This window comes from Aeromonas enteropelogenes (genome assembly GCF_000819845.1).
GTDB classification, from domain to species: Bacteria; Pseudomonadota; Gammaproteobacteria; order Enterobacterales; family Aeromonadaceae; genus Aeromonas; species Aeromonas enteropelogenes.
The window spans coordinates 127,203-147,888 of the sequence record NZ_CDCG01000002.1; the positions used below are offsets into that span (position 1 = coordinate 127,203).

17 protein-coding genes and 1 pseudogene are annotated in these 20,686 nt (G+C 44.2%); 9 read left to right on the plus strand and 9 right to left on the minus strand.

All coding sequences use genetic code 11. The features are described 5' to 3' along the window. Positions 1-658: 658 nt before the first annotated feature. A complete protein-coding gene (locus BN1123_RS20500; RefSeq protein ID WP_080768683.1) occupies positions 659-2,479 on the plus strand; it encodes a recombinase family protein in 1,821 nt (606 codons plus the stop codon). Positions 2,480-3,093: 614 nt separating this feature from the next. Here the strand turns inward: BN1123_RS20500 and BN1123_RS20505 are convergent. The 4 genes from BN1123_RS20505 to BN1123_RS00645 are packed head-to-tail and all read right to left on the minus strand — an operon-like array spanning position 3,094 to position 7,667. Then, positions 3,094-3,573: a Mov34/MPN/PAD-1 family protein gene (locus tag BN1123_RS20505; RefSeq protein ID WP_162517109.1), complete on the minus strand. Its 480-nt coding sequence runs from the start codon at positions 3,571-3,573 to the stop codon at positions 3,094-3,096. Then, complete coding sequence (locus tag BN1123_RS20510) at positions 3,560-5,281, minus strand: ThiF family adenylyltransferase (protein ID WP_164537386.1); 1,722 nt, start codon at positions 5,279-5,281, stop codon at positions 3,560-3,562. The genes BN1123_RS20505 and BN1123_RS20510 overlap by 14 nt, the downstream gene beginning before the upstream one ends. Before the next feature lie 2 nt (positions 5,282-5,283). Next, a complete protein-coding gene (locus BN1123_RS00640; protein ID WP_042024857.1) occupies positions 5,284-6,582 on the minus strand; it encodes a CBASS cGAMP synthase in 1,299 nt (432 codons plus the stop codon). Continuing rightward, positions 6,579-7,667 carry a CBASS cGAMP-activated phospholipase gene (locus BN1123_RS00645; protein ID WP_042024858.1) on the minus strand — a complete coding sequence of 363 codons (1,089 nt, stop codon included), beginning with the start codon at positions 7,665-7,667 and terminating at the stop codon, positions 6,579-6,581. Before BN1123_RS00645 ends, BN1123_RS00640 begins: the two co-directional genes overlap by 4 nt. A gap of 445 nt (positions 7,668-8,112) precedes the next feature. Here BN1123_RS00645 and BN1123_RS21765 point away from each other — a divergent pair. Both BN1123_RS21765 and BN1123_RS00650 read left to right on the plus strand, forming a co-directional pair. Then, positions 8,113-8,346: pseudogene (locus tag BN1123_RS21765) on the plus strand (DUF4172 domain-containing protein); the annotation flags it as partial. Positions 8,347-8,412: 66 nt separating this feature from the next. Then, positions 8,413-9,240 (plus strand): Fic family protein, encoded by an 828-nt coding sequence (locus BN1123_RS00650; RefSeq protein ID WP_224212420.1) that lies wholly within the window; start codon positions 8,413-8,415, stop codon positions 9,238-9,240. 397 nt (positions 9,241-9,637) lie between these two features. Here BN1123_RS00650 and BN1123_RS00655 read toward each other — a convergent pair whose 3' ends face one another. Together BN1123_RS00655 and BN1123_RS20520 are read right to left on the minus strand one after the other, a co-directional pair. Continuing rightward, the gene (locus BN1123_RS00655; RefSeq protein WP_042024860.1) at positions 9,638-10,045 is read right to left on the minus strand and encodes an H-NS family histone-like protein; all 408 of its coding nucleotides are present in this window, start codon (positions 10,043-10,045) and stop codon (positions 9,638-9,640) included. Between the two features lie 595 nt (positions 10,046-10,640). Beyond that, positions 10,641-10,832 carry a hypothetical protein gene (locus BN1123_RS20520; protein WP_042083548.1) on the minus strand — a complete coding sequence of 64 codons (192 nt, stop codon included), beginning with the start codon at positions 10,830-10,832 and terminating at the stop codon, positions 10,641-10,643. A gap of 111 nt (positions 10,833-10,943) precedes the next feature. Between BN1123_RS20520 and BN1123_RS20525 the strand changes: the two genes are divergently transcribed. From BN1123_RS20525 to BN1123_RS21170, 4 genes are all read left to right on the plus strand, one after another. Continuing rightward, the gene (locus tag BN1123_RS20525) at positions 10,944-11,396 is read left to right on the plus strand and encodes an antitoxin Xre/MbcA/ParS toxin-binding domain-containing protein (protein ID WP_042083553.1); all 453 of its coding nucleotides are present in this window, start codon (positions 10,944-10,946) and stop codon (positions 11,394-11,396) included. Positions 11,397-12,117: 721 nt separating this feature from the next. Continuing rightward, positions 12,118-13,608, plus strand: coding sequence for a SulP family inorganic anion transporter (locus BN1123_RS00660; protein ID WP_042024861.1), 1,491 nt, complete (start codon positions 12,118-12,120; stop codon positions 13,606-13,608). After that, on the plus strand, positions 13,583-14,473 hold the full coding sequence (locus BN1123_RS00665) for a universal stress protein (protein WP_224212397.1): 891 nt from the start codon (positions 13,583-13,585) through the stop codon (positions 14,471-14,473). The genes BN1123_RS00660 and BN1123_RS00665 overlap by 26 nt, the downstream gene beginning before the upstream one ends. A gap of 260 nt (positions 14,474-14,733) precedes the next feature. Next, positions 14,734-15,144, plus strand: a complete 411-nt coding sequence (locus BN1123_RS21170; RefSeq protein WP_128815196.1) for a hypothetical protein — start codon at positions 14,734-14,736, stop codon at positions 15,142-15,144. Positions 15,145-15,458: 314 nt separating this feature from the next. On the opposite strand, the gene BN1123_RS20530 is transcribed toward BN1123_RS21170, so the two are convergent. Continuing rightward, the gene (locus tag BN1123_RS20530) at positions 15,459-16,334 is read right to left on the minus strand and encodes a LysR family transcriptional regulator (RefSeq protein WP_080768715.1); all 876 of its coding nucleotides are present in this window, start codon (positions 16,332-16,334) and stop codon (positions 15,459-15,461) included. A 99-nt stretch (positions 16,335-16,433) separates the two neighbouring features. Between BN1123_RS20530 and BN1123_RS00670 the strand changes: the two genes are divergently transcribed. Beyond that, entirely contained in the window at positions 16,434-17,495 is a 1,062-nt protein-coding gene (locus BN1123_RS00670; protein WP_052449224.1) for a YeiH family protein, read from the plus strand. Between the two features lie 309 nt (positions 17,496-17,804). Beyond that, entirely contained in the window at positions 17,805-18,248 is a 444-nt protein-coding gene (locus tag BN1123_RS20535; protein ID WP_042084603.1) for a CopD family protein, read from the plus strand. A 152-nt stretch (positions 18,249-18,400) separates the two neighbouring features. Here the strand turns inward: BN1123_RS20535 and BN1123_RS20540 are convergent, their stop codons facing one another. Further along, positions 18,401-19,072, minus strand: a complete 672-nt coding sequence (locus BN1123_RS20540; protein ID WP_080768714.1) for a response regulator — start codon at positions 19,070-19,072, stop codon at positions 18,401-18,403. A 73-nt stretch (positions 19,073-19,145) separates the two neighbouring features. After that, complete coding sequence (norR, locus tag BN1123_RS20545) at positions 19,146-20,672, minus strand: nitric oxide reductase transcriptional regulator NorR (protein ID WP_082037433.1); 1,527 nt, start codon at positions 20,670-20,672, stop codon at positions 19,146-19,148. Positions 20,673-20,686 lie beyond the last annotated feature (14 nt).

The window sequence follows — 20,686 nt, forward strand, 5'->3', positions numbered from 1 at the left end:
CAGAAAGCAGAAAGCAGAAATGTGCCGATCTTCCTTACTTGCCAGTTGGTCAAAGAAGTGACATTCAATATAATTAATATGTTTACGTGGTCACGTTCTTCCTGCTTATTTTGACCAAACTCATCGGCTGACCATCATGTTCTCGGTGCCACACCATCACGGACTTTGGTCAAGTATCTTTTTATCATTGGAGTCTATCGTCATCTACACCGAATATGCGCAACCTTCATTTCGCGCTTGAGCAAGCGTATCTTGAGAAAGAACAAGACATCGCCATGGTGGTGGTATTATTACGGCAGTATGACTGCGAACCCTCGTTTCTCCTTGCTACTTCCTAGCCTGAAATATATAAGTGGAAATTAATAATAGAGAGTATGGATAGTTTATTTCTGATGAGGTGATTATTTTTTGATGGGGGTTGATATCTAGTGTTTTTGGATATAACCTTCCATTTAAATGTTTGCTAGTGGTTATATACCGTGTGTCGGCAATAGTGTTTGTGTTCAGAAAATGAACGGCGCTAAGTGATTGTGTCGTAGCTGGGCATCTGGTCTAGGCATGTCTGCTTTAATTTAATTCAACTGTACCGGTAGCGTACAAGTATAGTTGTGTATCTAGCATATATAGCCTCGTCATAGAATCAATTTTTGGAGATGTTATGGATTTAAGGTCGTCTGCACCAACACTATATCTGTATAGTCGTGTAAGTACGGATAAGCAGGCCGCCGGTAATAAAACTGGCGTACAACGTCAGACTGAGGGGGCTTTGGTTGATGCAACAAAGTTAAAATATAGTAACATGCCTGTTATCTATATGTCAGATAACGGAATGTCAGCCAGTAAGGGGGAAAACATTGAACATGGATGTCTGGGGAGGTTTATTGAACTAAGTCGTTCAGGTCATATTGCACCCGGCTCTGTATTGGCCATGGAAAACATCGATCGTTTCTCTCGCTTAGCGTTAACAAGAGCCAGTGAGTTCTTAACCTGTATTCTCGCAGCCAATATTGTTGTTTATACATGGATTGATGGGGCAGTATATCAAAAAGATAATCTTGCATCCGCGATTTTGTCACTAGTTAAACTTGAAAGCAGCAATGATTATACAAATAAACTTTCTGCTCGGGTTACTGGTGCAGCTCGTGTTGCATTAAAGCGTCATCAAAATGGTGAGTGCGATGCAGATGGTTATCCAGCTGCAATTAATGGCTTCGGTAAAAATAAATTTTGGGTTGATACGACAACTGGGTTTGTACGCCCTCATCCATATTATTTCTCTATAGTTAAAGAAATGATTATGATGATTCGAGAAGGGAGGGGGCATATAGCAATTAAAAAGCATTTAGATGAAAGTTATACCCCCCCTACAATAGCTCAAAATTCTAATAAAGAGGGGTGGGGAATAAATCTTATTAAAAAGATTATAAGTGATCGTGCAGTTTTAGGCGAAAAAATAATTCATATTGATGGTCGCGAGCATCTGTTGGTAAATTATTATCCCGCTGTTTGCACTGAGGCTGAATTTGCACAAGCTAAGCGAGTGCGTAGTGAAAAAAAACAGTTTACTAGTAAGATGAAAAACGCTGCGGGCATTGTTACTGGAATGCGTATAGCCACTTGTGGGGACTGTGGCAGTTCACTACAGGTCTACCGTAGTAAAGCCGGAAAAAAAGATGAAAAGCTCCGTTATAAATGCAGCGGAAGGTCAGACACTTCGGTGAAAAGCTGCACAGCTGCAACATTTGATAATAGATATTTTGAGTATGCACTAATGTTGCTGATTGGCAGCGTGATACTTCAGCCTAAAAAAAATACAAATGAGAATAAAGTTGCTTCGATTAAAAATAAAATAGAATCGATAAGTTCAAAAATAGAAATCATGATTCAATCTGTGGGAGCAACCACAGAGGGAGATATACATATTCTGTTGACTGAACGACTAGATAAATTATCTAGGGAACGTAAACAGTTAAATGAAGAATTGACCATTGAGATTAGTCATGCGGAGGCTTCTATTAACCCAGATATATATATGCTGATACCACCAAACTACATTGACTACAATCAGGCTGATATAAGGAACGAGGTAAGGGATATAATATATAAGACAGTAAAATCAATAAAGGTGCATTCTGTTACTGGCTGTTTCTATATTCAGGTTGAGTTGTTTGGTGGAATGAGTACCGATGGTATTGTTATTGACAATAAGTATATCTCCGACTTCGGTTTTGATATGCACCATCAGCAGGAGAACGAGGAAGCATTCCTGGCTTACAATAAATTTGTCAATAACTTCGAGTGTATCGATAAAGATGGAAAGTTAATTAGAATGTTAGACTTGGTGAATGGCACTGATTTTATAATTTCTGATGAACTATATCTCAATCAAAGGGTAAAGGTTTTAAAGGAGAAGCCTATGACTGAGGAAATGCGTACTGCTATTGAAAAATTTGAAACTTGGGTTCCTAAAATCCAGTAATTAATATGCCGGTTAGTGATAAGGATTTTTGCCATTGCTAATGGTTGATATGTAAAATCACTAAATTATTCTGCTAAGATAAATAATGCTGTATATTCACGGCATGATGTGTAGCGTCATGCATATGAATGAGCAAAAAAATGAAATTTTGTGGTGGCCCCATGCAGCGCAAGCTGCAAGACTGAAAGAATCCACCAAAATGGAAATGAGATTCAACTAAACCACCAATTTCTCTACATATTTTTTGATACCCAACCTAGTATTTTCTAATGCTTGCTGTAGCGCCACCCAGCAGCAATAAATCCAGTTTTTCATTAGCTCCGGTCTGTTATTTTAACCTCGCAGTTCCTTTCCAGTAGGCATACTTGCGGGAACGAACTCTAGGCGTGTCAATTCTCTCTAGAAAACGTTGTTTTTTTTCTTTAAAAATAGCATCTTAGACTATGAGTGTCTTGTAGCTTGCTCGATGACTACCATATGAATTTACCCTATAGCTGCTTCCAACATTTTTTGAGCTGTGCATGGCAAGGTAAATATGGGAAATGGTTAAAATTACCTTACCCTAGTGCATCTTAATAGTTAGGAAATTAAAATTTCAGATACCACTGTATCTTTCAAATTAGTATATTTTTCAATGCTTCACAGCGACCATTCTCACAGTAGCCCCACCAGTCAGTCTTTTGACCAATGATCGCTACTATGGATGTGCTGTTTTTAGGTAAGCCTTTACGCCAACTAGATACGTCAGTGGCAGAGGGCAAAGGATTCGATTCAGGATGGGTATGCCACTCACCTATGTAAGTAAGATAGCCTCCTGATGTGTGCCAAAGTTGATCAACCATAACTTGATGGTGTTGTTTTTTACGTACAAAACCAAAACGCGATGCTTGGTCGTAGGGACTAGGTTCTGTAACGTGAGTTATTATTATATGAGGTGGCCGAATTTCTCCAATAAATACACCTCCTTGCTCAGGTTGACTGTGATGTAACTGCCGATATCGATTTAAAATATGAAGTACCGCAGTCTCAACGATTATTAGTCCACCAGCTCTATTACTCAAGGTCAGCTCAGCCTTGACGTCAGGAACAAACACTACATTCTCCAAATTTTTTCAGCTTTCTACGCTTATGATGAATTACATTACCTGTCGAGTGTTGAGCATAGGTCCAGGGAAGCTTATCCTGAAGAGTATTCAGCACGGCCTCTTGAATTAGTGCGGCAGTAATTGTGCTGACGCTAGCATCATAGGGTGTAAAAATGCTGCCGCAGGAAACTCGATGAGGAGCTACAGGTCTATCGACCTCCTTGAGGATCTCGAGACGCTTGGCACATTCATAACAGGCTTTTCCATCGTCGATCATAACAACAGACGCTTGACCATAAGCATCATTGTAGCCGTGGATGATGAAGGGAGGACGTTGGGTAGAAGCTCGAGCCAAGTAACTGAGCATTTTACTTGTTGGGGCGTGACCAGTAGCATCGATCACAATATCATAGCCACGAATATTATCTTCATTCATTTCAAAACGATAAGGTTTGACATCTATTCTTGGATTGCCCAAAGAGTCACGCTTTATTAGCTTACTTAGGGCCTCAGCTTTATTCCAACCGATATAAGTGGCTGGGAGAGCATGCCGACTCAGATTGCCTGGAGACAGAATGTCACTGTCACAGAGAACTAGCCGACCGGTATTGCCACGCCCTGCTCCTACCTTGGCAAGCAGCTGAGCAGCAAAGCCACCAATGGTGCCGCAGCCAATTATCAAGATTTGCTTGTTCTCAAGATCAAGGAAAACAGGTCTGTTGCGCCGTTGAAGCTCTTGGTCGCTTATCGAGCTCACATTTAAGCGAGAGAATGCGGTCGTTGCGGATTTTGATCTGAGCATAGGAAGGGTAGAGCCGAGCTTTAGTTTGTGTTTACCTCCCCTAGATTTAGCTCGTTCCGTTGTACGGTGTTTCAGGATCGTCTGGGTGGCTTTACTGAAGCAGACTTCAAAGCCAATGATGCCTTCGTTCGAAATATCGAACAACACCATTTGCCTGCCCTTGGTGAGCCTGGTGAGTATTCCATTGGCCAGTGAGTCATGAGCAGGGAGGTCAGCAGATTTTAACCAATCAAAGACTTCCCTGAGTGATTGAGGCGGCCATTTACTTGGTGCTATCGCAGTGTTGTTAACTCTGACAACGGTCACGTCGCCATCAATGCCCACAGCCGGTTTTTCTCCTCGTAACCTAAACCAGTCATCCCTTTGCCCAGCGTTGCGGAAGACAACATATTCTTTGTCTGTTTGTCCATCTGCTGAGGTTGCCACTTTCAGCGACTTGTATGAGAATTTTGTACCTGAAAGCTTGCCTGCATCACCATAAATGTAAGCATCCACGACCCCATTCCAGTAGTTCACAAACTCGGTTTGAAATTCCTCTTGCCGTTGATGGCCAGCTGTTACGGCATTGTCCAATGCTTGCTGGATCAGGCTGTTTAACATGGTAATTACAGCAGGTGGGTGTTGGGGATCCCAATCGGCAGTGTCCTGGTTCACCAAACATAATCTTTGGAAACTGCTTATGTGAGGTAAGGCCATACCGATTAAGTTGGCAGGGCGACTGATAACGTAAGTTTCCGGCAAGCGACTAAGATCTTCTCTTGGCCTAACTACAGCAATAATGAATTCGCCTGCCTGTGTTTGGTAGGCTTTTATATAGGCTGGACACTCTCTCGGTAGAGAAATTGGTAGGCCGGTGATGTTGCGACTCTCGACATATCGAAAGCCGCTATGTAATAACAAGTTATGGATAGTCACTATCAACCACTCGTCATTGAATCGGTCATTTGGCTTTGTCGTTGAGGTTGTCGTTGTTGTTGGTATGCAGGTATGGCAACCCAAGGCTTGATAAGCTCTTCGTTTACAACACTGTCACCAAAAAGTCCATTTAGAGTTTTCAGTACTTCGTTCTTTGTTGAGAGCCTATTCAGTGCTCGATTAAGTTCTTCGTGCAGAGTCTCTGCTTTCGAGATAATGCTCTGAACCGTATTATCATCCATCTTTTCCTTGGGAAACAACAAGCGACCTTCATCTGAGGCATCTGGACTTTCCACTCCATCCCTTAACTTGGTGGCCAACTGTTCTGTTACTTTTAACAAAAGTTCACCATGATCTTTTGTGTCAGGCATAGGTGTATTATCAAAGGTGTCAACGACGCATTTCATAAGAGCTATGGAGGATAATTCAGGAGATTTCCACTGCACATCTCGCCAAGCCTTCAGGTATCGACAGACCTGCCGCATAGGGTCACCATGTCGCGCTACTGCGCTCCTGAACCAACGCGCAACGATTTCTGGATCTGACTTAATCCACTTATCCTTTCCTCTGACAGCCAAGTAAACACAATTTTCATCAAGCTTTCGAGTGGCTGACTTACTGAGAACACTTTCATTCAGTGAATCCATCCCTGCGACAGAGTTCAATGCCACTTCTCGAGTTTCAAACTGATCTCTTGGGATTGCATACATGGGCACATCTACATGCACATTTCTATCTTCGATGACAATACGTCCACAAGTAGGCTTCTTTAATGCTTTCCAGTTGTAGTTTTCTTCTGCCAAAGATGCTAGCGATGCATCTACAAGTAGGAGAAGAAGCTCATGGCCGACTAACGGTTGCTCTTTGAACATATCCATAGGCATGTATGTACCATCATCAATGTCCATCTGTTGTGGCGGTTTATGATATGGCTTGTTCAGTGTTTTGTACTTGTAACTTCCTTGAACCCAAAATCTTGGCTCTGTATTCAAGAAGGCTCCGCGTGCGTCATCACTCATATCCAAGAGCAGTTTCACAACTCGCTGGACATCTGCATTGTCAAGATAGCGCAGGTTGGTTTTCCTAATTGCACTTTCTACGAGTTGGATATTCGTTGAGCTCCGAGAACGGCTGGCCAGCATTTTGACGACATCTTTTGCTTCTGTGAATACACCCTTTGTCCGAATTCTGATCGTGTCCTTAAGTTTCTCGAGAGAAGCCTTGTCGGTGCTGGTAGGCTCCAGTCTTTTCATGAGACCGTCATTGGTATTGGTAAGATATAGATGTGCTGACCATTTCATTCTGACGCTTCCTTACGGTCGGTGGGGTGAATGAAGGCTGGAGCCTCCGTGCTAAAGAAAGTCTCGATAAGTGCTTTTTTGCCAGTAGCTGTGGTTGCTACAGATTTTCCCCACGCGACAAGTGCTTTCAGTGACTCTTCGCTCGCATTGTCTAACGAGATGACTCGAGCCTGTTGATCAGGCACGGTTTCATCAAGCGAGAAATAGCAAGGGGGCATGCCTTCTCGATTTAGTGCCTTACCGGCCATGAACCCGTGCATTTTCTGCGAGGAGGACATGACTGTCTCAATGAGTGCCTTTCCACCGCCCCAAAGGCCAAAGTACCCAGGGAACCACCTAGAGATGTTATTGGGATTGATACAAAAATCGTTGGAGAGGGTTCCAATATTAAGAATTTTGATATCGTTTGCTGTTATACCCTTAAACTCCTCATCATCCAGATAATTCAGCGCTTCATGATAGGCGACGAATGATGGATTGTTTGCTAGTAAGCCTCCATCGGCAAAATACGCACTCTGCCACTCGATATAGTGAGGTAGGAAGTAGGTGGGGGCAGCAGATGTAGCCATGGCTACATCAACCAAGGTGAATTGATCATCTCGGGTGAACAGGGAGTTATGACAGGTTTTGATGAACAAAGGGCGACCTGTGCTCAGGTTGACCGTTGGGATGAGCAGGCGTCGTTTTAGCGATCTGACCGTCTTGCCGGTTCCCACGATCTCAGTCACTGCTTTTTCCAGGTTGTTAGCCTTATAGAGAGGGCTCAGCAACAGCTTACCTAGCTGGTATATGTTTCGAACACAATTGGGCACCCAACTCTGGCGAGGGAAAATATCTGGAGCTGCTTTGTGAAACTTGCCCTGCAAGTCTCTAGCTTTCTGACCATCAGCCAAAGCAATGGCAATTATTCCGCCGATGGAAGCCCCGGTGATCATGTCGAAGTAATTACCGATGGCCAAATCAGGATTGTTGTTGCGCTCAGCCAGAACCCGTTCTAGTTCCGCTAAAATGGTAATTGAGAAGAGACCACGCACCCCTCCACCGTTCAAAGACAGGATTTTGAATTGCTTGTTAGAGTCGTTCATGGAGCCTCCATTAGAACCGTACACAATATGCGGGGATTCTGTGCTCACTTCAATGGGGAGAGTAAAAAGAACACTGTAACGGCTACTCTACGGCGCTGTTGCCAAAATGAACTGTTCTGATAACAGCTAACCCTGCTCCAAGTTACTGTTACTCTTTGGTCTTTTCTCCACGGGTCACCTGCCTTGGTAGAACCACTCACTGTGCAGTATGAGCGGGCACAGGCCAACATATATCGGCGATGAATGAGGCTAGAAAAGCTTATGAAATGCGTATTGCACGTCATTCCAGATATGTAGTTATGTTGAAGCTCTGCGGGCTAGAGCTGCATCCTCATTACTTGCTCTGATAGTGTGCTGCATGTGTTATATTCAGCTCAAATGTTGAGCCGAATGATGGGATAGGTCGGCTCATTATTGAGACCCTAGCACGTTGGATGAGGAAATAATGGAACCATTTTGGATTTGGCAACAAGCCGACTGGCCCCATTTTCGTTGGCGGGATAGCGAGATATTGCCCAGATTACGGCAGGTGCAACGCAGGCAGGGAATTCTAATCGGTAGTCATTCCAGGTTGGGGAACCCCGACCAAACGTTGGACACGTTATTGGCTAACATCATCGCCTCGTCCGCTATCGAAGGCGAACGCCTCAATGCACAATCCGTGCGTTCATCCCTGGCTAGGCGGTTAGGGAGCCCACAAACTCAGTCCTATCCAGTATCAGAGCGCTCAGAGGGGCTCGCGGCCATGATGCTGGATGCCATCGACAACCATGAACAACCACTGACAATTGAACGACTTTACCAATGGCATCGTTGGCTGTTCCCCGCCAACGAATGGTCGGTGCAGCCAGTGAACGTAGGGCAGTTGCGAGGAGATGAGCCGATGCAGGTTGTCTCTGGGCGTGTTGATCGCCCCACCGTGCATTTTGAGGCACCGCCCAGAGCAACTCTGGACGATCAACTGGCCGAGTTCATCCCCTGGTTTAACCAGACTCGGCATGACCCCACGATGGATCCGCTTCTTCGTGCCGCAATCATCCATTTCTGGTTCGTGACCCTGCATCCCGTTGATGATGGCAATGGGCGGCTCACGCGGGCACTGACCGATCTCGCGCTGTCACAGGCTGACAGCCACAGCATCCGGCTGTATGCCATGTCAGTTGCCATTCTAGAGCTGCGGGGTGACTACTATCGAGCGCTTGAGTCAGCGCAGAGGGGCTCGCTAGATATTACCTCCTGGATCTGTTGGTTCCTCGACACACTGGATTACTCCATAGAGTTGGCATTACAGGTTATTGATCGTTCTCTTGCCAAAAAACATTTCTGGTTGCAGCACTGTCATGATGGTCTGAGTCCAGAGCAAACCAAGGTTATTAACCGTTTATTGGATGGCGGCCAACAAGGTTTTGAAAATGGCATCAACGCCAGCCAATATCAAAAAGTCACCGGAGTCAGCAAGGCGACGGCTACACGCCATCTGGCCGAATTGGTGGGTAGGGGGTGCATTGAGAAATTACCTGGTGGCGGACGCAATACACGCTATCAGATCCGCTTGCACACCGAGGGAGTTTGAAAAAGCATCGCCATGGGGCGTTAATTTCATCTGGTAGATGAAAGCTGCGATTGGTGTACAAATGACGCTATTTAGTTAAATGTTGACGCCATGATGTGTGCCGTCAGGCATATGAACGAATAGACTTAACCGACAGTCATGGCTCTCAACTAATCTTTTGAGTGATAACAAACTATCGAGAATATCGGGATCTATTGCAGGAACATCACCAGGCCCGAGATTTGAAAGCAGTTTGGTCACACTGAGACGTACCAGTTGCTCTTCGGCCAGAGCCTTGGCTCTCTGGACAACCTCGGGTGATTCGGATGAAATCATATCCTCCAATGTCCTCCCCATACGGTGCTCCTACTACAGATAGAATTAAAGGCCCACGCCGAGCTGGCATGGGCTCTCAGCACTAGATCAAAAACTCTTCCAATGCACGACCATTAGCCACTGCTTCTGCGATGGTCTTGGGCATGCGACCTTGGCCAGTCCAGGTTTTCTCCTGACCGTCTTCGGTGTATTTGTATTTTGCAGGACGAGGAGCGCGCTTGCTCTTTACTGTACCCTCTGCTTTTGCAGTGGTTGCAGTACCAACAAGCTCACTCGGATCTATGCCCGCTTGTTTCAGCAGCTCGGTAAACTCAGCCAGTTTTTGCAGGCGTTCAGCGGACTCTTCTCTCAATTTGCTCTCTTGCTGCTCACGCTCAGCAAAAATCTCTTCGAATTTTTCTCTGATTTCGACCAGCTGCTCGAAAGAGAGCTCGCGCAATGCAGCTCGCAGACTACGAATATTCATCAGTATTTTCAAAAAATCGTTCATTTTTATCCTCATGTATCACATTTTTATATCAGGAAAATTATCTCTCAATCCCAGCATCAGCTCCACTGTTTTTGGCACCAAGATGATTCGAAAAAGCATCATTTAAAAATCCTGAGCTAAATTGCGTTTGGATCTACTTATTGGCCTAGCTCCAATCTGCTATGAAAATATGTAGCTAAAAATTAAATCCAAGTGGTAGTGAGCGTTGAGACCACCTCACCAGATGAGCCGATGAAGGATCTTGTTCGGCTCACGAAATGAGCCGATAGGACAATATCATTGGCTCACAGAATGAGTCGATGATAAGAAATTTTAGATTTGCCCCTTGAGGATCCAGACACTTCGCCCCTCTTAACTTAAGAGGAAGTCTTGGATGACTAGGCCACTACACATCCATGTCTCCAGAAAGCAAAAAACCCCGCAACGAGGCAGGGTTTCAGCATTTTTTCAACTTCGCACTCAGGGTAGCGACTCTCCCTTGTTTCAACTTCGCACTTAGGGTAGCGAATCTCCCTGTGCCTTGATTCTATGAAAGGTGAAGCCGCTAGTCAACATTATTACTGGCATAACCAGCATTGAGCACTTATTTGATATGTTATTTTTGGATGCCTTTGCACTCAAATTTTGGAGGTGTTTTCCAACCTGTAACGCGCCCGCTGCGTTTGTTGACCCTTCGGTATTCATTCCCCAACAGGATTTCCCATTCAGAGCCGTTCTCCGATAGAACCTGAAAAGTAGTCCCCAGCTCAATGCCTAAACCTGGTTCAGTACAGACCAACTCGGTCATCAGCCCTCCTCAATGTAGGGGCATTTGGTTGTTAATTTTCCACTCAAAACGACAGTTTGGGGTAGGATAGCTCATGAGAGGTCGTGTTTGTACAATGAGGAGTGCTACATGATGCCCTATGCAACCTATCATCCTAGTAGTGACGCAGTTACTCCGAACCGTCTCCTAGAAGGTCTTGGTATTCCTCGTGACCCACTAGGAGCACATCTATGGATCGTGGCTGGCGTAGCTCCTGGCAGCATTCATCGACTGGCTGAATTGATGAGTGCAGACATAGGTTTGATATGCCGCTTAGTAAGCATTAGCCGCCACACTGTTGCTCGCAAGCTGAGGATTGGGGCTCCCCTATCAATCTCTCAGGGTGCCAGGGTATACGGCGTTGTGCAGGCCCTCGATGCGGCACTATCCCTCAACAAGAACGATACTGCCAAGGCGTTGTCATGGCTAAACAGACCAGCCTGGGGCCTCGGTGGCGTGGCTCCAGCCACATTGTTGACTACAGATATGGGAGTTCAGGCAGTTATCCATTTGGTGGGGCGGATTCAGCATGGGGTGTGCAACTAAATCGAGGGTTGTGGTAGGCGCCCCCCCACAGAATGCTTCAAAAACAACCAATCTCATCATTTTTTGAAATTTATTTCATTTACCCCACTTGAAAAATTCGGAAAACTGTCCATTTACTAATTATGAGAGCTATAAATTAATTTTTTCCATTTCAACATTCCGCTGCTGCGCAGCGAAGAGAAACCAGTTTTACTACCCCTATAAGCTATTTTTATTAAATAAAAGAAGTTTAAAGAGCACTGATAAATTAAAGTTCCTTAACTTGGCTTAAGACATCAATGCTCCATCACTCAGTAATAAATTAGATTCATATAAACAGAAAACAGAAAACAGAAAACAGAAAACAGAAAACAGAAAACAGAAAACAGAAAACAGAAAACAGAAAATATGAGTAAAGGAATAATAAGAGTATGGCTATATTCGCCCTGTAGGGCGGAAAATTAAAAAGATGTTTTTGCTAGACATGATAACCCTGCCTGTGCAGGCGCTTCTCTGTTATCATCAGCAGCCCATGAACAAATCGCATACTGGCGTGACTGTTACGCCGCCTTAACCCCTACCTCTGCGGCTCCTGCCGCCTTACTCTGGTTATCACAACCAGAGCGCTTTTTTACACCCATTAGATCCCAATACAACAATCTGATCCTGTCCGAACTCCATCTGACCCCCAAGTAGATGGATGCGTTGTGCTATGGATCCTAAACAAGCGAGAAAATCCCCCATGCTGGAACGTGCAAGACAAGAATGGTTCTCCAACATCCGTGGTGACCTTTTAGCCGGAATTGTGGTCGCCCTGGCGCTGATCCCAGAAGCCATCGCCTTCTCCATTATTGCTGGTGTAGACCCCAAAGTCGGCCTCTATGCCTCCTTCTGTATCGCAGTGGTCATCGCTTTTGTCGGCGGTCGTCCAGGCATGATCTCGGCAGCCACAGGCGCAATGGCGCTCCTGATGGTGACCCTGGTCAAAGAGCATGGCCTGCAATATCTGCTGGCAGCAACCCTGCTTACTGGGGTACTCCAGATCGCAGCGGGTTACCTGAAACTGGGCAGTCTGATGCGGTTTGTCTCCCGCTCCGTGGTCACCGGCTTCGTCAATGCGTTGGCGCTCCTCATCTTTATGGCCCAGCTACCAGAGCTTACCAACGTCACCTGGCAGGTCTACGCCATGACGGCGGCGGGCCTTGGCATCATCTATCTGTTCCCGCTTATTCCGGTGGTAGGCAAGCTAGTGCCTTCTCCGCTGCTCTGCATCGTGATCCTGACGGCAGTCGCCATCACCATGGGCATCGATATCCGTACTGTAGGCGATATGGGCGAGCTGCCCGATACTCTGCCCATCTTCCTGTGGCCCGAAGTGCCGCTCAATCTGGAGACGCTGGCGATCATCTTCCCATATTCCGCAGGTCTGGCCGTGGTCGGTCTGCTCGAATCCATGATGACGGCAGCCATTGTCGATGACCTGACGGATACCAGCAGCGACCGCAATCGCGAGTGCAAGGGCCAGGGGATCGCGAATATCGGCGCGGGCCTGATGGGTGGCATGGCTGGCTGCGCCATGATTGGTCAGTCCATCATCAATATCAAATCCGGTGGTCGTGGCCGCCTCTCTACCTTTGTCGCAGGCACATTACTCATTCTGATGGTTGTATTCATGGATGAGTGGATCCGTCAAATCCCCATGGCAGCCCTGGTAGCCGTTATGATCATGGTCTCTATCGGGACGTTTTCCTGGGAGTCGGTTCGTAATCTCAAGAAGCACCCGCTCTCCACCAATATCGTGATGGTGGCAACAGTCGCTGTGGTTGTTGCTACCCATAACCTGGCACTTGGGGTATTTGTCGGGGTACTGCTCGCCTCTCTGTTCTTTGCCAACAAGGTTGCCCGCTTCATGCTGGTCAAGAGTGACAGTAAGCGTCATGGCGAGGTACGCACCTATCAGGTTTGGGGCCAGGTGTTTTTCGCCAGTGCCGAACAGTTTTTTGCCGGATTTGATTTCAAGGAAGTGGTAGAAAAAGTGGTGATCGACCTCACCCACGCCCACTTCTGGGACATCACGGCTGTCACCGCGCTGGACAAGGTGGTCATCAAGTTCCGCCGTGAGGGGACAGAGGTCGAGCTGATTGGCTTGAATCAGGCGAGTGCCACAATCGTTGACAGATTTGGTGTGCACGACAAACCGGAAGAAGTTGAAAAGCTGCTGGCTGGACACTGATCACAAGAAGGAATTTACCATGACAAACATTTTTGCCTGTATCGATGGTTCACCTGCCATGACAGCTGTGTGTGATGCTGCGGCATGGGCCGCAGCCAACACTGGGTTACCTGTCACTCTACTGCACGTATTGGAAAAAAATGAGTTTGAAGGACAAGCAGATCTCTCCGGCAACATCGGCCTGGGCAGCCGCGAGCATTTGCTCAAGGAGCTCGCCGAGCTGGATCACCAACGCAGCCGTCTCGCCCATGAACAGGGGCGCATTCTGCTGGACAGTGGCAAGGAATATCTGGCTGGTTTGGGGGTGTCAGGGGTCGAGGCCCTGCAACGCCACGGCCAGTTGGTCGAGACGACCCTGGAACTCTCATCCGGTATGCGGATGTTGATCATGGGCAAGCAGGGCACCGCCCATGCCCACGAACTGATTGGCAGCAATATCGAGAACGTCATCCGTACCTTGGCTAATCCCATCATGGTAGTGCAGCCGGGCTTTCAGGCCCCAAGCCGCTTCCTGTTTGCCTATGACGCCAGCCCGACCACCAAGAAGGTGCTGGAATTGATCGCAAGCAGTCCTCTGCTCAAGGGGCTGGAGTGTGACTTGGTGATGGTCGGCGAACCGAGTGATGAGCACGAGCGCCAGCTGGCACAAGCCAAACAGTTGTTGAAGAGTGCGGGTATCAGGGTTGAAGCAATGCTGCTGCAAGGAGAGGTGGTGCCAGTTGTTTGCCAGCATGCAGAAGAGGTAGGCTGCGACCTTATTGTGATGGGGGCTTACGGTCACTCGCGCATTAGGCAATTTATTGTTGGAAGTACGACAACGGCCATTTTAAAAATGGCGGAAAGAAGCATACTGCTGTTAAGATAGTTAGTCGTGCGCTAAATACAAAAAGGATGAGTGGAACAACCACTCATCTCTTACATTACGGATATTATAAATAATTCCTATTCTATATGGATTCCTAATAGTACATATTTACCATACTAGCACGAGATCAGGATATGCTATCTTTGACTGTTGTACCTAACAATTTGATAAGTATCGCATGTCCCCTCTTAATAACCGTTTGCAAATGCAATTACTTAGTGTAAAACTCATAAAGTGGTGTTTCATGCATTGGAGATATTATGTCTAAAAAACTCGAACACGGACGTTATTCAATAGAGCTTCATGCTGATTGTATCGTCATATGTGAGTTAATAGGTACATTCAATAAGGAGGGTGTGGCAGCATGGATTTTAGAAATGCATTCGACTATTGAAACAATAAAAGAAAAACCATTTGGCCTACTTATTGATGTAAGACATTATGCTGGTGCGACAGAAGACGCCCTTGAAGCGGCAGATAGTTTTCATCAATGGTTGGGAAATAGCATGCTAGTGTGCCAAGCGCATGTAATATCCTCACCAACGTTGTACTCAATTTCGATAAGTAGGCTCCCGTCACTTAAGCTGCATGAAGTAAAAAGTTTTTTAAGAATTGATGAAGCCTGCGCATGGATTGTAGAGAAACTAAAAAAACAAAATAATATAGTGTGATTAAGTGCGGTGATACTGAATTTAAGGCATGGAATTAGTCTAGAAATGCAAGCTATAGAAAATTAGTATCTATAAGCAGCTTTCCAATAAGTATACATATCTACTTATATCATATTAGATGTTACAGTCCGCATGAAGCTAAAAAACCACCTAAAAGATCTTGAAATAGCAGTAATGACTATATATTCCGGCTCAAATCACACCTTGGATTGAAATATGGATTTCTTTATGCGATAGATTATTTCTTTTAGAAAAATCGTCAACGCAGATAGAGTAGGAAATTCTACAACGCTTATTAGCTTGAAGATTACATATCAACTTTGACTCATCAAGATATTATAACATTTTTCTACAAGAGGAGAAATCGGCCTGTCTTTCAATAAAACGATAAATAATGGGCGAAATCTAATAGAAATAGGCATAACAGAAACATCATCAGCATATCCTGATTCACGCACCACCCGAGAAGACACCAGCGAAACTCCTAGTCCCTCAGCAACAGCTCTGACTATTCCTTCAGTACTACCATATTCAATGCACCGTATAGGGATAATGCCTTGATTTTCTAACCATAACTCTGTTGCTTCTCTTGTTCCTGAACCAGGTTCTCTTAACAACCAAGTGTGTTGTGCCCAATCATGTTCATATGTATCTGATGTTAGGGATGTAATAAGACAAAGCTCATCATCATGCCAATGACATGATAAGAGGCGAGGATCACTCAGTGTTCCTTCGACCAATCCGATATCGATTTGACAGTCTAATAACTGCTGTCCTATATACTGCGTATTTCCCGTAGTTATTTTTAGGTCAATATCAGGAAAACGTTGTATAAGTTTTGATAAATATGGTCGAAACCAATACCCAGCAATTGTGCTACTTGCTCCAATTGTCAAGCGCCCTTTCTTCATTCCAATTCTGGCTTGCATATCATCAATGGCAGCACGCTCTAACATGTATATTGCATGCGCATGGTCAAATAGCACTTGCCCATGCTCAGTCAAATGAATCCCTTTTCGGCTTCTACCTGAACCTCTTTCTAGTAATGGAAGTCCTATCTGACGCTCTAACTCACTAACTGCTTTTGATACCGCTGGCTGGCTAATACAAAGATGTGTGGCTGCATTGGAAAAACCGCCCTCACTTGAAACCGTATAAAAAATGCGCAAAAGGTGTAGGTTTATAACCATAACTGTAGGTTATCCATTGTTAATTATTATGTATTTTTATTATCAATTATCAAGGCATATAATGCTATAACACAGTAAATAAGTATAGAAGACCACTCAATGCCTCATTCGTCTGTTGTACATGATAATAATTCGTTTTTGAAAAGTAGCCTAAAAAGCTACCAGTGGTGGCTAGGCATCATACTCGTAGCGATAATTGCCGCAATGAGTATTTTAGCTAGTAAACTGGATGTTGCAACTCATATGGGCCTTAGTGCGCTTACTTTGGCTATTGTATTTGGGATTTTTATTGGAAACACCTTCTTCCCTCGTGTAGCAAATCATACTGCTATAGGTGTAGATTATGCTAAAAATAAATTACTTAGAGTTGGCATTGTTCTTTATGGCTTCAGAATAACCTTCCAGCAAATAGAGGGGATAGGCTGGGCAGGAATTATCATAGACATATTAATGATCAGCTGTACGTTTATCTTGGCTTATTATATTGGAACAAAACTATTAAGACTTGATAAACAGACAACAATGCTAATTGGTGCAGGAAGTTCCATTTGTGGTGCAGCTGCGATAATGGCTGCTGAACCTGTGATCAAGGGCCAAGCTCATAAGGTTTCAGTTGCTGTTGCTACGGTGGTTGTATTTGGAACTATTGCTATGTTTCTATACCCACTAATTTATCCCTATTTAGATATAAGTGCTGAACAATACGGCATGTTTGCTGGTTCAACAATTCATGAAGTCGCACAGGTAGTGGCAGCAGGCCGTAGTGTCAGCGAGGATGCAGCAAATACGGCCGTGATTGTTAAGATGATTCGTGTCATGATGCTCGCACCATTTTTAATAGTATTATCTACATGCATCGGTAAAGAGACTCATGATACGTCCCATAAAAGCAATAGCATTACTATACCATGGTTTGCGGTATTATTTATTGTCGCCAGTGGAATAAATTCCCTTAACATTATACTTCCACACATTGTCAATTACTTGATTGATATCGACAGTATATTGCTTGCAATGGCTATGGCCGCTCTTGGATTACGTACTCACATTGGTGCAATACATCAAGCGGGTGTAAAACCTTTGATTCTTGCTGCCATACTATTTCTATTCCTTTGTGTAGGTGGTTTTTTTATAAATCTAGCCGTATTAATTTTATTTTGAATATTAAAAGAAAATGGCAAAGATCTCATTTGATAATGTAATCCCACTTTAATATAAAAATTTTTTTCCATCATATAAAAATATAAATCAAGAGTGCAATTAAATACATTGCATCCAAATGCAAGATGTATCTTTCAGAGACATCTTGCATTGTGATGTAGAGCATCAATAATAATGCATCACACTTACTGTGATTTTAATTAAATCAGTTACTAACTACTGAATTTTTTTAGTAGAAATCATTAGCAAAAAGTGCTTTAATGAACATCCTGAATGCCAATTTAATGTGTAACATCGAAGGTGTTTGACATGCATGGAGTTGCGTTATTTTTGCATATTTTAGGTGCAACAATCTGGACTGGCGGGCATATTATACTCGCTCTAATAGTTCTCCCTAAAGCACTAAAGGAATCGTCAACGAAAATATTACTAGACTTTGAATCTGTATACGAGAGAATTGGAATGCCTGCCTTAATAACGCAGATAGTCACGGGTATTTACCTGGCATTGAACATTGAGAGTGATGTACTAAATTGGTTTAACATTGATAACAGGGTTACAAATGTTATTCTCATTAAATTGGCATTACTTACACTCACTACCTGTTTTGCAATAAATGCTAGATTTCGTGTAATTCCGAATTTAAATGAGTCTAATTTAGCTTTAATGGGATGGCACATTCGAGCAGTGACGATCATATCTATCCTATTCGTTTTTGTAGGCGTTTCATTCAGAACAGGATGGTTGTATTAAAGTTATAATGAAACTAATAAAAGCAATGTTAGATAAATCATCACTTGGTGCATAATATTATGTATGCCAAGTGGTGATTTCTTCTTAACCCAATACAAGGCATACATATGATGTGATATTTTATAGGAAATATAGGGGGCTATCCGATACACCTAGTTTATAGTTCGATTATGTGCCCACACTGCCACTTCCACTCTTGATTTCAAGCTTAATTTTTTTAGTATATTTTTCACGTGAATTTTGACTGTTCCTACAGATATAAATAATTCTTGAGCGATTAGCTTGTTTGAAAAGCCGTTTGACATAAGCTTTAGCACATCTATCTCTCTATGGCTTAAAGAATTTATCGAGTTAGCTGCTTTTTTTGATTGCTTAATATAATGATCTGAATTACAAATCTTTAATATTGAAGGGCTCGCCACAAATGAAATAGAATAAATTGATCTTATTGACATTATAAAATCAGATGGCTCTATGTCTTTGAGCAAATATCCATCTGCTCCTGCCCTGAAAGTCTCAATTACATCCATTTCAAGGTCGGAACATGTGAAAATTATGACTTTGCATTTCAGCCCATGTGCCTTTATTTTTTTTAACGTTTCAAGACCGTTCAGTATGGGCATATCAAGATCTAATATTATTACATCCGGCTCGTAAGTAATAGCCAGCTCTAGCCCTTGTTGGCCATCACCTGCTTCTGCAACGACTTTAATGTCAGGATCTGTAGATAAAAGCTCTTTTATTCCACTGCGTAGAATGGAATGATCATCAATCAATAAAGTTTTTAGTGGCGATGGTGGTCTGTTTGATTCAATGTTGTCCATAACTAGGGCTCTATTATATTATTAATGCTCTGATTTCAAATCGAAATTTCAAAAATGTAAAAAATACTGATATTTACTTCAGTCCCAACCGCTTGGCTAGGCGGTGTAAATTACCACAATCAATATCTAAGGCTCGTGCTGTTGCAGCCCAATTATCATTATGATCTGCTAGCACCTTCGTAATTAGCGCAGACTGAAATGCATCAGTTGATGCTCTCAAACCCATTTGGTTAGTGGTGAAGCCATCAATATTTTCGGCAGGGCTTATACTAGATTGAGGCATTGGTGGCATAGCTATACTGAAATGATGGGTTGCAAGCGTCAGAACCGGACTTCGTTGCTCTGCTCTAGCCAATACGGCACCACGATGAATGGCATGCTCCAGTTCGCGCACATTACCAGGCCAGTCATAGCCCTTCAAAAGATGCAGTGCTTGAGGTTGGATCCGCAGTTGCTCTAACCCCATACTCACTCGACAGCACTCGCAAAAGTAGCCAGCCAACAAGGAGATATCATCCTCTCTATCTCTCAAGGCTGGTACATGTATAGGGAAAACACTCAGGCGATGATAGAGGTCTGCTCGAAACTTGCCATCGATGACTGCTTTCTTCAAGTCTCGGTTCGTTGCAGCAAGCACACGTACATTGACTTTCAGTGGGGTATCATCACCAATGCGCTGCAAGTCTCCATATTGAATGACACGTAGCAATTTTGCCTGCAATGATAAGGATAATTCACCAACTTCATCCAGGAACAACGTGCCCTTATCCGCTAATTCAAATTTACCCGCACGATTATGAATAGCGCCTGTAAACGCTCCCTTTACATGCCCAAATAGTTCACTCTCTGCTACGGATTCCGGTAGGGCTGCGCAATTGAGATATACCAATTTGCGATCTGCACGTGGCGAGCCAAGATGTACAGCTTTTGCTATTAACTCCTTACCTACACCCGTTTCGCCCAAAATCAGGACGTTTAAATCAGTATTAGCAACTATATCTACCTCATGCTTTAGCTGCTGCATCGCCTGAGAATGCCCGATTATCTCGAACCTATCTGCACCTGTTGGTGTTGAAGGTATTAATGGCTCACTGCTCTGGCGAGCTAAACGCTCTAGTAGTAATGAGTTACTTAACGCCGCTGCCGCTAGCGCACCAATTAAACGCAACTCTTCATCGCTAATGTCATCAAACTGAGCAGGATTCATTCCATCTATGGTCAATGCACCAATCAAGACTTGATCGGAGAACAGAGGCAAACCAACACAAGCATGCACCTTAAATTCTGCATGATCAGGGATCAAGCCATCATAGGGGTCTGGCAAGCTACTATCTGCCGGAAAGCGTACTACGTCACCAGCACGGGCAATTGCCTCCATGCGTGGGTGCTCCTTGATGGCGAAACGGCGTCCTAATACGTCCTGCATTAAGCCATCGATGGCGAGCGGGATGAACTGGCCTCCTTCGTATCGTAGCAAGGCTGACGCATCTGAGTTCAGTAGGCTGCGAATACTCTGGATAAGGCGGTGGAATCTGTCTTGATGTGAAATCCCCAGCTGTATGTCTATAGCAATACGAGCCAAACTGTCTGTCGAAATCATTGTTAGTGTCCAAA

Excerpts from the sequence above, each read along its gene's own strand:
- BN1123_RS00660 (WP_042024861.1), top strand. The coding sequence starts at position 12,118 with ATGCTGGAACGTGCAAGACAAGAATGGTTCTCCAACATCCGTGGTGAC.
- BN1123_RS21170 (WP_128815196.1), top strand. The coding sequence starts at position 14,734 with ATGTCTAAAAAACTCGAACACGGACGTTATTCAATAGAGCTTCATGCT.
- BN1123_RS20525 (WP_042083553.1), top strand. The coding sequence starts at position 10,944 with ATGCCCTATGCAACCTATCATCCTAGTAGTGACGCAGTTACTCCGAAC.
- BN1123_RS00670 (WP_052449224.1), top strand. The coding sequence starts at position 16,434 with ATGCCTCATTCGTCTGTTGTACATGATAATAATTCGTTTTTGAAAAGT.
- BN1123_RS20520 (WP_042083548.1), bottom strand. The coding sequence starts at position 10,832 with ATGACCGAGTTGGTCTGTACTGAACCAGGTTTAGGCATTGAGCTGGGG.
- BN1123_RS00640 (WP_042024857.1), bottom strand. The coding sequence starts at position 6,582 with ATGAAATGGTCAGCACATCTATATCTTACCAATACCAATGACGGTCTC.
- BN1123_RS20500 (WP_080768683.1), top strand. The coding sequence starts at position 659 with ATGGATTTAAGGTCGTCTGCACCAACACTATATCTGTATAGTCGTGTA.
- BN1123_RS00645 (WP_042024858.1), bottom strand. The coding sequence starts at position 7,667 with ATGAACGACTCTAACAAGCAATTCAAAATCCTGTCTTTGAACGGTGGA.
- BN1123_RS20530 (WP_080768715.1), bottom strand. The coding sequence starts at position 16,334 with ATGGTTATAAACCTACACCTTTTGCGCATTTTTTATACGGTTTCAAGT.
- BN1123_RS20540 (WP_080768714.1), bottom strand. The coding sequence starts at position 19,072 with ATGGACAACATTGAATCAAACAGACCACCATCGCCACTAAAAACTTTA.
- BN1123_RS00650 (WP_224212420.1), top strand. The coding sequence starts at position 8,413 with ATGATGCTGGATGCCATCGACAACCATGAACAACCACTGACAATTGAA.
- BN1123_RS20535 (WP_042084603.1), top strand. The coding sequence starts at position 17,805 with ATGCATGGAGTTGCGTTATTTTTGCATATTTTAGGTGCAACAATCTGG.
- BN1123_RS00655 (WP_042024860.1), bottom strand. The coding sequence starts at position 10,045 with ATGAACGATTTTTTGAAAATACTGATGAATATTCGTAGTCTGCGAGCT.
- norR (WP_082037433.1), bottom strand. The coding sequence starts at position 20,672 with ATGATTTCGACAGACAGTTTGGCTCGTATTGCTATAGACATACAGCTG.